Genomic DNA, 12,645 nt, shown 5'->3' on the forward strand with positions numbered 1-12,645 from the left:
AAGCGTTGCGGTACCCTGCCGTCTGCCCCTGCATTTCGTCGGCGCATGGTGTCAGACTTTGGTTGTGGAGGAAAAGTTCTGGAAGCCGCCGCGTTCGCGGGCTTCTGCTCCTGTGGTGGATCCGGTGGATCCGGAGGCCCTGGACGGGGCTGTGGAGGCACGGGAGCCTCTGCCTGTGTTCGTGGTCCTCGATTATGACAACGGCGAAACCCACGAGGTCATGGGGTTCGCGTACGGGTGGACGCGTGCGCATGTTCTCGTGAAGGTGCCCTGGCCCATGGATTACTACGAGGGCCGCAAAGACGTCTGGGTGGAAGTCTCCCGGGTGCGCCGCCGGACGATCGACCGCCGGTGGTGAATCCCGCCGGACAATGCGACGATTCGCCTCGATAGGTGTTTCGGGGGGCCATCATCGTCCTCCCCCAACGCCGGGCTGCCCTGGGGCTATGCGTCGGGCGAAGACGTCACGGAAGTGAGGCTCGTGACGGTTTCTGCCGACGCTTTGCGGGCACGCCAGGCCCGCGTCCTGCATTTGCCCGAGCAATAGCGGCGGTCGGATCTGCGGACCCGGTACATCTCCGGCATGAACTGCCGGCCGCATCCCAGGCAGCTGGACACAACCCCCTGGGCCCGGAGCGTGAGCACCCATTCAAGATCGACCAAATTGAGCGCGGCTTTATGGAGGCGTCGCCGGTATGCCCGGTCCCGGCATCTTGCCGAGCAATACACCGCATCCTTGCGCTTCCGCTTGGCCAGGAGCCGGCGGCAAAACACGCACCGTCGTGGCCCGTCCGGATCCGCAGTGACCGGCAACGCGGCAAAGACCTCCCGGGCGAACCTGGACGCGCGGGAATCCGCAGCACCGGCCCGGCCGGCACCCATGGCATCCATCTGCGCGATCATCCACTCAAGGCCCTCAATACCCCGCTTCAGCGGGTCGGGATCCTGGCCTGTCACCCTTAAAGCGTGCGCCCGGCGCGATACACAGTAAAGAGGCCAGGAAGCCACTGACGGCGGCGTGAAGGCCGGAGACCGGGGACCAAACCGGCAAGTGTGCAAGGCTTCGGGGTCTTGATGCGTCGGCACCGGGTGTGCTTGACTGGGCGCTCCGAGCCTATTCGGATACCGGTCAACCGGTATTACATATGTTGTCATCACAAGGATTGGGGTTTGCTTGATGTCTGAAACAAAGGGTGCCACCACGCTCGAGCTCGTCGCTCTCGGGGGCTCAATCCAGGAACGCCGCCGCGGCCGTGAGGCCGTGGCCCAGTCCGAAGTCGCCATCCACCTGACTTCCGACGAGGCCGTGGACAAGTGCCTGCGGGGGCTGGATCTCTCGGACCAGCGCCTCGCCGAGGTCCCGCAGATGTACGACTGGGTAATGGTTTGGAAGGAAAAGGAAGAGGGCAAACCAGGCGCCACGGTACGCTTTGGCGTGGCCTGGTACGACGAGGCCTTCTTCCAGGAGAAGAAGGACATCTACCTGGGGGCCGACCACCTGGCGATGTTCGCTGGCTTCGGTGCCGGAAGCGCCGACGTCGAGGTCAAGCACTTCGTCCTGGCCGCCTGAGGCACGATCCGTTCGAAGGAGGGTCCGGGCCACTCGCCCGGACCCTCCTGGCATGGAAGGACAGCAATGACCGCACCGGCGTCGACGTCTACACGCATCAGTGCGCGCCCGCTGCTGGCACTGACAGCCACCCAAGGGCTGTCCGCGGCCGGTGACCTGGTCACGCTGACGGCCCTGACCGTCAGCCTGCAGGGCCGCACCGGCGGCCCGTTGCTGGTCACAATGCTGATAGTCGCTTCGCTGCTGCCGGGCATTCTGATCGGGCCAAGAGTCTCGCATCTGGTGGATCGCTTTGACGCCGGCACGGTCCTGAAGGCCGGACTACTGGCCAGGGCATTGCTGGTGCTCGTCCTGTCCTTCACCACGGACCCGGCCCTGGTCCTTGCGCTGTTCCTGGCGGTGAGTACGGTGTCGGTTCTGGAGAACCCGGCAATGCTCACCCTCGCCCCGGCGGTGAAACCAGAGACCATGGAGACCTCCAAGGTCTACGCCCGGCTGGCCCTTTTCCGGAACCTCGGCGCCATCGCCGGACCCGTGGCCGCCGGCGCCTTCGTCGCGGCCGGCTCGGTCCAGCTCGCACTGATCCTGGATGCCGCGTCCTCGCTCATCCTGGCCGCCGTCGTCCATCTCGCACGCCTGCGATCATCAGCGGCGAAGGACCAAACCCTGGATTCGTCACTGACGGGTGACCGGGCGGAACGAACCGGGGTTGGCCGGCTTCTGGCCACGGGCAATGGTGTCGGAGCGGCGGTGTGGATGCTGGCCCTGGCCATCCTGTTCACGGCAGCCCTGCCAGTCGCACAGGCCCAGTTCCTGCTCAAAGACCTGACCCTGGGCCCGGCCCTCTACGGAGCCGTGCTGGCAACCTACGCCGCAGGCCGGCTCGGGGCGTCGCTTCTGTCCTCCCTGGTGACGGTTCCTGCCCGGGCCGCGACGCTGCTCACAGCCGCGTGCTTTCTCATGGGCGCCGCCCTCGCCGCCGCCGCCCTGATCCGGGTCGTCCCAGTTGTCTTCGTTGCCTTCTTCTTCGCCGGCGCCGCAAACACCCAACAAGTCCTCTCGATCCGGACCATCATCCACGACGGCACCCCGCCGGCCCGGCTCGGCAGCACCTTCACCTCCCTGGGGGCCGTGAATAACACCGCCACCCTGGCCGGTGTCCTCATCGGAGGTTCGATAGCCGGAATCGCGTCCGGCACCACCAGTCTGCTCATCGCCGGCGCCGGGACAATCGTCGCCGTCATGGTCATCCGGCTGGCTCGTTCCCGCGGGCGATGACTCATCCTCTCCGCTCCCGGAGCTCTTATACCTAACTGAACCAAACACCATCCCAAGAGAAATCAGGAAGAACATGGCAAACGACACACGTCATAAAAAGATCGCTGAATTGCAGGCCTTGGAAGAGACGGTCACTGAGCAACTGGCCGGCGTCGTTGCCGGCGAACGTCACACCCAGCTGGTCACGGCAAAAGCGCTGCTCTCCATCGCCTCGTCCCTGGCATCCCTCGATACTTACGGGATCACAACGATGTCGACCTGAACCATGGAACTTTCGCTTGAAGGCCTTGCCCGGGAGATCATGGACCTCACCGGGCCAGACGTCCTGAGCGCCGGCTGGAAACACTGTCCACCCCGTCGCCGGAAGGGCAAGGGTGTTCTTGGCGTTGTTAGAGCCGTGGCCCGCGGATCTCTTCCACGGTGGCGGCCGGGATGGCTTCGTGCTGGGTGTTTTCCTGTTCCTGAATGTTCGTGAGTTCCTGGAGTTCCTTCAGTAGCCGGCTGACTTGTTCGCTTGCTTCCTGTGCCTGGGATTGCACGGTCACACTTTCCGGCCCGGGTGCCTTCGTGGGTTCCGTGCGGGGCTCCGCAGTGGCTTCTGTTACGGGGGCGTCTTTCTGTGCGGGGCGTGCCGGTTCGATGGATTCTTTCAGTTTCTGCTCGAGCTCGGCGCTGGTTGCGCGGGCCTGGTGGAGTTTGTCTTCGTGCTTGAAGGGTTTGCCCAGTTGGGCGTCGACGTCGGCCAGCACGGCGTTCTTATCCATGATGGTCTGCTGGAGCTGCGCGGCGTAGTCGGGCAAGCCCGCGATTTTGTTCTCAAGCCGGGTCATGATGCCGGTGCTGCCTTCGAGCAGCTCGAGACGGCTGAACACCAGCGGCGGTGCCGGGACATCCTTGATGGTCACTGCGAGGTCCTGGTAGGAGCCAAGCCGTGAATCATTCCCGGCGTTGCGGACTTCGAGCTCGTGCCCGCCGAGGGAGGCCACGACCCCGTAGTCGCGTTGCTGAAAGGAGTAGTTCCCGTATTCGGGGGTGTTGGTACGAGCCCATTCGGACAGTGCCGCCACGGCGTCCGCACGCTTATCGTGCCGACGCGCGTCGATGGTCGCGGTGAAGTCCTCCCCGGCCGTGGGTGTCACCCGTTCCACGGCGGACCGGACGGCGGGGAGTTTGCTTTCCGCTACCGTGATGGTGGCTTCGGCCGAGGCCCGTGACCAGGCAAGGGTGCTTTGGGCTTTCTCGTGGGCTCGTTTGAGGCGTTCCAGTTTCGTCCGCGCCGCGTCGGCTTCGATCTTTTCCATGACCAGCGGGTTCCCGGAAGTGGCGGCTTTGATCTGGGCCGCGTTCAGGGCCAGGTCTCCGACGTCCTCGATCTCTCTTACGTCCAGGCGCCCGCGCAGGACCTGCTGGATCATGGTGGCTTTACGCTGGATCCCATCCCACGCGGCACTGTCGTAGGAGCCTATGGTGGCGTACCGGTAGTTGTGGACCTCGTCGTGGGCATTGCCTTGCCGGATAATCCTGCCATCGCGCTGGGTCAGGTCCGCCGGCCGCCACGGACACGTCACATGATGGATGGCCTTGGCACGCAGCTGCACGTTGGCTCCGGTTCCCATCATGGACGTGGAACCGATAATGACCGCGACGTCCCCGGAACGGGAAGCAGCAAAGAGCTGGGCTTTCTGCTCGGCCTTGGGCGCGTCCTGGATGAAGCGGATCTGCTCTGGCTGCATACCGCCGGCTACCAGCTGGTCCTTGATCTGCTGATACGCGGTCCACACGGGATTGCCGTCCGGGCCCGTGGCCTTCGTCGGGGTGCTCATGTCGGAGAAGATGATCTGCAACGCTCCCCGCTTGGTCGAGATCTCCCCGGATTCAAAGACCGTCTCGTATTGGTTGTCGCGGTTTGCTTCCCAGACCTGCAGGGTCTTGGCCACGACGTGGTCGATCTTCGTGGAGGACTCCTGCTCGATACCGACCAAGCGCAGATCCAGGGCGGCCTTGCGGCCGTCGTTGTAGACGTTCAGGGCGTTGTCCGCGCCCTTCTGCGCCCACCCGGACAAGGAGTCCAGACGGTCCGCGAGCCCTTTCATGTACTGGGCCAGCTCGGGCGGTTGCGGGACGAGCACGAGCTCGGGCTGCCGCTCCCCATCAGCACGTTTTACGAGGTCCGGGGTTTTCAGGTAGTCCATGTCCTCGGCGAGCTTCACATCCGCGAAGACGTGGAAGGTGCGCAGCATCTCCGGGACGTTCTTGAACCGGGCGAACCTGGATTTGTTCTTCAACCTGCCGCCGGCGTCCATTTCGATGGCGGTCACCGTCTCCCCGAACGTGGCACCCCAGACGTCGAAGTTCTCCACCCCTGCGGCCTGGAGCAGGTCAGGGCGCAGGTAGCGCTGCATCACGTGGGCTTCGGTGACGGAGTTCGCGATCGGCGTGCCCGTGGCCATGGTGGCGACGCGTTCCCCGTGCGTGGCGCGCAGGTACTCCAGTTTCAGGTGCATGTCGGTGGCCCGCATTGACCCGGTGATTTCGGCGCCCTTGATGTTGGTCACGGTGCGCAGGTTCTTGTAGTCGTGCGCCTCGTCGACGAAAAGGTAGTCGACGCCGGTGTCCTCGAATGTCAGCCCCGGGTCCGGGGCCGTGTCCATGAGGCGTTTCATGCGTTCTTCTTCTGCCTGGAGCTTCGTTTCCAATTTCTTGACCGTGGTCCGGTCCTCGCCGGCGTCCTGCGCGTTGATGATCGTCTGCCGGACGTCGGCGATGAGGGTGTCCTGATAGTCCTGGACGGTTTCGGCCCTGACGCCGATGCTCTTGAAGGCCTGCTGGGTGATGATGATCCCGTCCCAGTCGTTCGCCGCGGCGCGGGCGACGAACTGGCGGCGGTCCGCTGCGTTCCCGCCCCGGGTCTTGATGTCATCACTGCCTGCGGAGAGGAGTTTGGCTTGGGGGTAGAGTTCCAGCCATTCGCGGGTGAATTGCTCCAGCATGTGGTTCGGGACCACGATCATGGGTTTGGTGGCCATGCCCAGGCGTTTGAGCTCCATCGCGCCGATCACCATCTCCGCGGTTTTCCCGGCCCCGACTTCATGGAAGAGCCCGACGGCGGGTTCGGAGATGATCCGGGCCACGGCCGTGCGCTGGTGCGGGTGCGGGGGGAAGGATTTCGCCAAGCCCGGGAAGGTCAGACGTGCCCCTTCCTTGGTGTAGTCGCGCAGGGCGATGGAGTTGAACCTGCGGTTGTACTCCTCGATCAGGCGCGAGGCCCGTTCGGGATCCTCCCACACCCACTCGCTGAAGCGTTCCTGCAGAGCTTCGGCCTTTTCGTTCGCGGCTTCGGTTTCTTCCAGGTTCGCCACGGCTTTGCCGTCGGCGTCCGTGTCGGAGACCTGGATGCTTTTCTGTTCCAGGATGCTCTGCAGCAGGTCAGGGGCCGGACGCCGGGCCGTGCCCCACTCGTTCGTGGCACGCACGGTGCCGCGGTTGGCTTTGACCCGCCAGATCCCGGACCCGGCACTGGTCACCGAGGCCATGGGGTCGTTCAGGACGTGCTGCACGAACGCCTGGTGGTCGGCCGGGGTGATCCACACGGCGCCGAGCCGGGCTTCGACGTCGTCCATGCCGACCTTGGGCGGCTGGACTTCCTCCAGTGCAGCCACATTCACCGCCCAGCCAGGGTCGTTTGCGGCTGCGGTGCGGGCGGCTTCAAGCTTCACGCGCACGTCCCCGGAGAGGTATTCCGGTGCCGTGACGAGCTTCCCGGTCACGGGGTCATCGAACACGAGCGTGCCCAGCTGTTGCCGGGCTTCTACCTTTGTGATGCCGAGCAGGTCGGCGATCGGTTCCAGGTCCGGGGCACCGTAGGTGTCCAGGGTGATGGCCAGGGCTTCATCGATCGTGTCCGCGCCCATGGCCGGCTTACGCGGGGTGACCTGCCGGTGCCGCAACAAACCGGCCGGGGCTGCCGAGTGCGTCTCGTCGCTAAAGCGCTCCAAGGCACCAGGCAAGCCACCAAAAGGATCATCCTTACGGAGAATCCGCACAGCCGCCGGCAATCGGTGACTCACGATGGTCTCGCCGGTTTCCTGGTCTATCCGTTCGGAGGTCGTGTAGCGGTTGACGGGCCCGTACTTGTCAACGTACCTCTCGTAGAGGCCGGCCAGACGGGTGCGGGACGCGTCCAGTTCCGGGGTGTCCTCGGTGTCGGCCGCTTCCATGTCCAACAGGGTCCGTGCACCATCACGCAGTCCCAGGAGCGCCCTGAGTTCGACGGCATGGGCCTTGGGGACCTCGAACGGCTCAGGCGCGCCCGCACGGATGATGGTGAATGATCCGTCAGGTAGTGCGGTGATCGTACCGTCCCAGGCCGCGTTCGCCCCTGGCGCGAGGGCCGCGGGCGTCCTGCCCGCCGCTGTGGCTGAGGGTTTGTGGGCCTGGTCAGCGGCCAGGGCGTCAGTAACAATGCCCTGCAGGCGGTCGGCGAGGAGTCCGGGGACGGCGCCCAGGTCAGGAGTCTTCACGTTGACCGTCTGTTCCCCGTACATGCCGTTCCCGACGGTGATCTCTCCGAGGACGTTGTGCGGGTTCATCGCGAAGTAGGTGTTGATCTTCACGTCCTGCCCGTCGATGATGACCGGGCCGACGCGTTCCCATTCCGTGTTCGCCGGTTCCCGGCCCCGTTCGCGTTTGCGCAGCAACAGCAGGTCGGTCAGGGCCTCGGTGCCGGCTGCCTTCCGGTGGGCGCCGGTGGGCAGGCGCACCGCACCCACGAGGTCGGCCATGGCGGACATTTCCCGCCTCGAGGCAGGATTGGCCGCGTCCATCGTGAAACTGGACGTCAGCACGGCGACGTACCCGCCGGGCTTCACCGAATCCAGGCTCTTGAGGATGAAGTGGTTGTGCATCGAATGCTTCGAGTCCCGGTTATGGGTCTTGTCATACAGGGAGTTCTTGCTGAACGGCACGTTGCCGATCGCCAGGTCAAAGGAATTCTTCTGCACCGGGGTGTCCGCGAAGGATTCCGTGCGGATGTTCGCGTGCGGGTACAGTCCGCGGGAAATCGAGGCCGTCAACGGGTCCAGCTCAACACCGGTCATCCGCGCACCGGCCGGGGCGAAGCCGATGAACGTCCCGGCCCCGGACCCGGGTTCCAGGACATCACCCTGCGTGAAGCCCAGCTTCCCGACGGCGGACCAGATCTCCTGCACCAACGCAGCGTCGGTGTAGTAGGCGTTGGTCGTGGTCCTTGACGCGGCCGCATACTCCCGCTCATCCAGGACCTCGCGCAGCTGCTCACGCTCGGCCGCCCAGTCGTCCTTGTCGAAGAGCTGCGGCACCGCACCCCAGCTGGACCAGCGCGCCAGGACTGCTTGTTCTCCCACGGTGGCCGGGCGCTGCTCATTATCCAGCGCCTTCACCACACGGATGGCCTCAAGGTTCGCCGCGAACCGTGCCTTCTGCCCTGACGGGGCAAGATCATCCTGGGAGCCCGGACGGAACCGCACCGCCGGCAACTCCCCCCCGGTGGAAGGGCCGGACTCTACTGCTGGTCGTTCTCCTCCTGTTCGTCCTCCGGCAGATAGGACGGTTCCATCTCCTCCGGCTCCGGCGGAATGGATGAGTAGATCATCTCCTGATACACCATCTCGCGGGCCCGGAACTTTGCCATGTTCTGCGCGCCCAGGACGTCCAGGAACTCTTCCTCGCCGGTTCTCTTGGGGGTCAGTGCCATGGTCAGGTCGAGAATCCGGTCCGCCATCTCGTCCCCCAGGTTCGTGAAGTACGTCTCCGGGTCCTCGATCTGCGCGTACGACGCCGGGTCGTGGTTCTTCATGGTTTCCATGGCGTGCCTGCCGTGCTCGTTCACTTACTACCTCTTCCGGTTCGGACCACAGGAACTCCAGGCTCAGCTGGCCGTCCATATGGTTCTTGGGTTTCCTCGGCGCCATGCGGGCGTTCTCCAGTCCTTCGCGTGTCAACGTCTAGTTGAACGTTAACGAACTGGCCTGACGATTAACAGCCAGGCCCGGTTTCTGGGATGCCACTGCGGTGCGCCTGCCTTGCTACAACAGATGCTCCGGCATTGGGGGCTCGAAGCCCCTGCTATGCCGGGAGTCTGCACTAAACGACTTCAAGGATGCTCACTGACGGAACGATGAGCATTAGCGCCGTGAGGGGTGAACCTGGGTGTCCGCGATTTTCCGCAGTTCTTCTTCGCTCAATAGGTAGCTCTTGGCGCCCGTCTTCCGGGACGTTTTCTGCTTCACTTCGCGGTACTCGGTCAGCATCCGGGAGTAGACAGGAATCACTTGATGGTGGGAGTTTCCGCGGTCTGGCCCGAGGACGAACTCCTTCTGTTCCTCCCACCTACCATCCTGTACAAGGAAACGGACGTAATCTGCCATCTGGCTTTCCAGGCCATCGTTGTGATCGAACCCTGCGAACGTCAGCGCACGTTCAAGCGACTCGTCAATCTGAACCCCCTGCTTCCGCAATCCGTTGATGCTGGCCCGGGCAATCCGGAACAGCTCAAGCACATCGTTGACGAAATCGCAGTGACGGGCGCTGAGCTCAGGCTGGAGGCCCACGAACTCCATGTTGTACTCGTTCGTATATCCACGCTCAAGGACCCTTGCACGGTCCAACTGATACCCCTTGTCCCCATCAACATCGTTCGCGTCTTCGGGCAGGACCCGAGCGAGAATCCTGTGCAAAAGAGCCAGAGTGTGCCGGTCGAGCATCGACAGCGTGTCCGGTTCCAAGCCTTCTGCGCGCTTCACCTCATCATCACCCCGGAAAGCAAACACAGCATCCTGGAGCCGGTCGCGCACAAAATCACTCAGCGTCTGGCGCTGCCCCTCCGCCTTGACCAGCAGGGCGTCTCTTGTCTCATCGTCAATGCGAACGGTGATCGTAGCCATTGTCGATCCTTTCTGAAGCAATAGTGAATACAAGTGTACGAATCGTACAACACGTAAGACAGTAATACGAAGTAGGCGCGTCTATACATCTGTTCGACGGGCGATATTTTCGTGCCGTACGGTTATGCCCATGTCCGATGATGACAACGTCCTGGCCTACGAACGCGTCCTTAACTTGGTCAGTGATGCCCAGGTCGCGGCGCTCCGTGGCGTTGATCCGAATGTCGCCGCTGTGGAAATTGTCGAGCTGAGGCGGCCCACTGCGCGCGAGCTCGCGACAGCACGACACGAGAACCAGGAAGCGCATGGTGGCGGGATGCCGGAAATCCTACGTGGCATCGTTGCGCCGGCACCCATAACCGAAGACGAGGCACGCATGCGTCGGATGATTGACGATATCCTCGTTGCCGCTGAACGCAGGCTGCCATCGGCCGAGTAGACCCTCGCGCCCGCACGACCGCCCTCTCGGGGTCTTTAACACTTGCACGCCTGCCTTAGAAAGCTATTGATTTCCGAGACACCCGGACCGGCCCGGGAACAGGCCGACCACTCCCCCGTAAATCCGCTGTTATCCGCCAGGGGCCCGCGTCTCGGTAAGTCGTCTCATAGGTGAGGGTGTCTCCGGCCTGTTTTTAGGGTTTTATGAGGCAGACTGCCGTTATGGCATATCTCGGATACACACGGATCAGCACCGCGGGACAGGATGACCAACTCCAACGTGACGCCCTCACCGCTGCGGGAGTCCAAGCCCGGGACATCTACTCCGACGTGAGCTCCGGAAGTAAAGAAGCCAAAAGCCGGCCAGGCATGCAAAAACTCATGGACTACGCCCAGACCGGGGACACGATCGTGGTGTGGCGCGTGGACCGTCTCGGCCGCTCCCTGCTCGATGTCCTGAACACCGTCAACGGACTCCGCGACAAAGGCATCATGCTGCGCTCGATCGCCGACGGCATCGACCCGGACACAACCAGCGGCCGGCTGATGCTGAACATGCTCTCCACCCTGGCCGAATACGAGCGCGAACTCATCGTGGAGCGCGTGAACGCCGGGATCGCCGCAGCCAGAGGCGCCGGGGCCGTTTTTGGCCGGCCTCCCAACAACCCGGTCGTGACGGCCGAAAAGCTGAAGATCGCAGCCAGTGCCCGCGCCGAAGGCAAAACAGCGCAGCAAGCGGCCGAACTCGTCGGCTGGAGCCGGGCCACACTGTACCGGGCAATGAAAACCACCGACCAACCCCACCCGTCAGAAACGGTTCCATCGGATTTTTGACTGCCTAAGACCGAGGTAGTTTTCGCTGCCGGGATATGGATGTCGGGAGCACGGCCAAGGGCTCGACCTTTTCAATCTTCAACGTCACTTGTAGTGGACATGCTCAAAGGGTCGTTTTTGAGGGGAGGACCATCCCACAGCCCGATGCATCCGGGCGGGCCCGGTGACTTCACCGGCGCCAAGACGCCTAGCCCGAGCTTTGAGAAGTGAACACGCCGGTTTTTGAAGGGGTTTTTGAAGGCTCCTGAAGCTCGATTGAAGGCCTCACCTTTGTTGAAGCCCCGGGGTTAGTGCGATACGACGTGATTAGGCAAAGGTGTCGTTCTCAAGGTTGTCTGGTCCCAGGGTTGCTTCGAAAGCCGCCAGGTACAGCCGCTCTTCCAGCGTCAGGTACGCGGGAGACGGAAGGGCGTGCCCTGCGTCCGTGTCGGTGACGCGCTGCGCGGTGATCCTGATATGCGCTGGCAAGCCGGCGAACTGCCCGTCTTCGGCGGTTGCCGCTGCCCGGACATTCGCTTCAAACCTCACGAAGTACGCCTCGGCCTCGGCCTGGTACTTCTGTTCGTAAGCTTCCGCGAGCCGGGTGTACTCCTCAATTTTCTCTTCGTAGCCCTCCGGGTCGTCCGGTGTGAACAACGTTCCGCCGTCCGGTTGGGCCTCTGTCGTCCCCAAGCCTTCGAGCCGGCGCATGAGACGGTCCTCGTAATCCCAGGGCTCTAGCACTCCCAGATCAGCCAGGGCTTCCTCAACGTTGATCTTCACCGTGATCGGCTCCGTCCGGTACTGCATCAACGCGTCATCGTCGGGGCTGACCGTGGAACCCAGCAGCTGGGAAAGCACGTCGGATTCCCACGACCCGGGCCGGCCGGAAATCAGGGCGTAGCTGCTGCCGGCGTTGGCGGCGACACTGGCCAGGACGATGGTGACTGCCTCGCTGTAGTCATGCGTTTCCCGGAACAACGCGGTCATGACTTCGATGGCCTGGTCCAGGCGTGATGGTTCCTCCGTTGAAGGTGCGGATTCGGGTGCTTGTGACATTGCCGGATTCCTTTGTGAGATTCATCGTTGGTTGGGGTCAGAGTACGTGGCGGCTCTGACAGGATCTACCGAGGGACGAGAGCAATGCATCGCCTTTGATTTGGCCGTGAGGTGGCGGCGCGAAGTAATACCCAGATTGTATTTATGGTATTGCAATACAATAAATACAATATTATCCGAGCGATCGGCCTCTCTTCATCTCTCCCCAGTAAGGCTTGAATCGTTGCCCGCCGTTAAGTTCGTCCTGGAGTTCCTGGAGGTAGCGCCGCAGTGCTTCCTCTGCGAAGCCTGATATCGATCGTGGTCCCGCGTCCTGGGCCGCCCCTACGAGCACAGCCCGCTTGGCCTCGGCCATTAGCCGCGTGTTGAGGCTCATAGTGACTGGCGTTTTTGGGCCTGAAGTGAGGGAATCCTGGTTAGGAACGACCTGGCTTTCCGCTGGCAGATTTTCGCCCTTTGCCACATGTTCTTGTGGTCCTGGCGTGTCGGTGCCGGGAGTCTGGATGTCTTCCACGACGGGCGTGAGAGTTATTTGCGGGCGGTTGCGTGCTGGTTTCGTGGCCATTG

The 12,645-nt window shown here is 63.1% G+C and carries 12 protein-coding genes; 6 read left to right on the forward strand and 6 right to left on the reverse strand.

Annotated features, from left to right (window positions below):
* The first annotated feature begins 64 nt into the window (after positions 1-64).
* Positions 65-358, forward strand: coding sequence for a hypothetical protein (locus tag ABH924_RS18315; protein ID WP_404501094.1), 294 nt, complete (start codon positions 65-67; stop codon positions 356-358).
* 86 nt (positions 359-444) lie between these two features.
* Here ABH924_RS18315 and ABH924_RS18320 read toward each other — a convergent pair whose 3' ends face one another.
* A complete protein-coding gene (locus ABH924_RS18320; protein WP_404501096.1) occupies positions 445-957 on the reverse strand; it encodes a hypothetical protein in 513 nt (170 codons plus the stop codon).
* Between the two features lie 220 nt (positions 958-1,177).
* Here ABH924_RS18320 and ABH924_RS18325 point away from each other — a divergent pair, with 220 nt between their 5' ends.
* The 3 genes from ABH924_RS18325 (at position 1,178) to ABH924_RS18335 (ending at position 3,110) form a co-directional block, all read left to right on the forward strand.
* On the forward strand, positions 1,178-1,570 hold the full coding sequence (locus ABH924_RS18325) for a hypothetical protein (RefSeq protein ID WP_404501098.1): 393 nt from the start codon (positions 1,178-1,180) through the stop codon (positions 1,568-1,570).
* Positions 1,571-1,636: 66 nt separating this feature from the next.
* Positions 1,637-2,848 carry an MFS transporter gene (locus tag ABH924_RS18330; RefSeq protein WP_404501100.1) on the forward strand — a complete coding sequence of 404 codons (1,212 nt, stop codon included), beginning with the start codon at positions 1,637-1,639 and terminating at the stop codon, positions 2,846-2,848.
* Between the two features lie 73 nt (positions 2,849-2,921).
* Positions 2,922-3,110 carry a hypothetical protein gene (locus ABH924_RS18335; RefSeq protein ID WP_404501102.1) on the forward strand — a complete coding sequence of 63 codons (189 nt, stop codon included), beginning with the start codon at positions 2,922-2,924 and terminating at the stop codon, positions 3,108-3,110.
* A gap of 127 nt (positions 3,111-3,237) precedes the next feature.
* On the opposite strand, the gene ABH924_RS18340 is transcribed toward ABH924_RS18335, so the two are convergent.
* From ABH924_RS18340 to ABH924_RS18350, 3 genes are all read right to left on the reverse strand, one after another.
* Positions 3,238-8,352 (reverse strand): helicase, encoded by a 5,115-nt coding sequence (locus tag ABH924_RS18340; RefSeq protein WP_404501104.1) that lies wholly within the window; start codon positions 8,350-8,352, stop codon positions 3,238-3,240.
* Positions 8,353-8,387: 35 nt separating this feature from the next.
* Entirely contained in the window at positions 8,388-8,714 is a 327-nt protein-coding gene (locus ABH924_RS18345) for a hypothetical protein (protein ID WP_404501106.1), read from the reverse strand.
* A gap of 295 nt (positions 8,715-9,009) precedes the next feature.
* Positions 9,010-9,768, reverse strand: a complete 759-nt coding sequence (locus ABH924_RS18350) for a YfbU family protein (RefSeq protein ID WP_404501108.1) — start codon at positions 9,766-9,768, stop codon at positions 9,010-9,012.
* A 130-nt stretch (positions 9,769-9,898) separates the two neighbouring features.
* Between ABH924_RS18350 and ABH924_RS18355 the strand changes: the two genes are divergently transcribed.
* Both ABH924_RS18355 and ABH924_RS18360 read left to right on the forward strand, forming a co-directional pair.
* Positions 9,899-10,207: a hypothetical protein gene (locus tag ABH924_RS18355; RefSeq protein ID WP_404501110.1), complete on the forward strand. Its 309-nt coding sequence runs from the start codon at positions 9,899-9,901 to the stop codon at positions 10,205-10,207.
* Between the two features lie 221 nt (positions 10,208-10,428).
* Positions 10,429-11,040 (forward strand): recombinase family protein, encoded by a 612-nt coding sequence (locus tag ABH924_RS18360; protein WP_404501112.1) that lies wholly within the window; start codon positions 10,429-10,431, stop codon positions 11,038-11,040.
* Between the two features lie 306 nt (positions 11,041-11,346).
* Here the strand turns inward: ABH924_RS18360 and ABH924_RS18365 are convergent, their stop codons facing one another.
* Together ABH924_RS18365 and ABH924_RS18370 are read right to left on the reverse strand one after the other, a co-directional pair.
* Positions 11,347-12,078 (reverse strand): hypothetical protein, encoded by a 732-nt coding sequence (locus ABH924_RS18365; protein ID WP_404501114.1) that lies wholly within the window; start codon positions 12,076-12,078, stop codon positions 11,347-11,349.
* Between the two features lie 172 nt (positions 12,079-12,250).
* Complete coding sequence (locus tag ABH924_RS18370) at positions 12,251-12,643, reverse strand: hypothetical protein (RefSeq protein WP_404501116.1); 393 nt, start codon at positions 12,641-12,643, stop codon at positions 12,251-12,253.
* Positions 12,644-12,645 lie beyond the last annotated feature (2 nt).

It is taken from the genome of Arthrobacter sp. GAS37 (assembly GCF_044908325.1).
Lineage (GTDB): Bacteria > Actinomycetota > Actinomycetes > Actinomycetales > Micrococcaceae > Arthrobacter > Arthrobacter ramosus.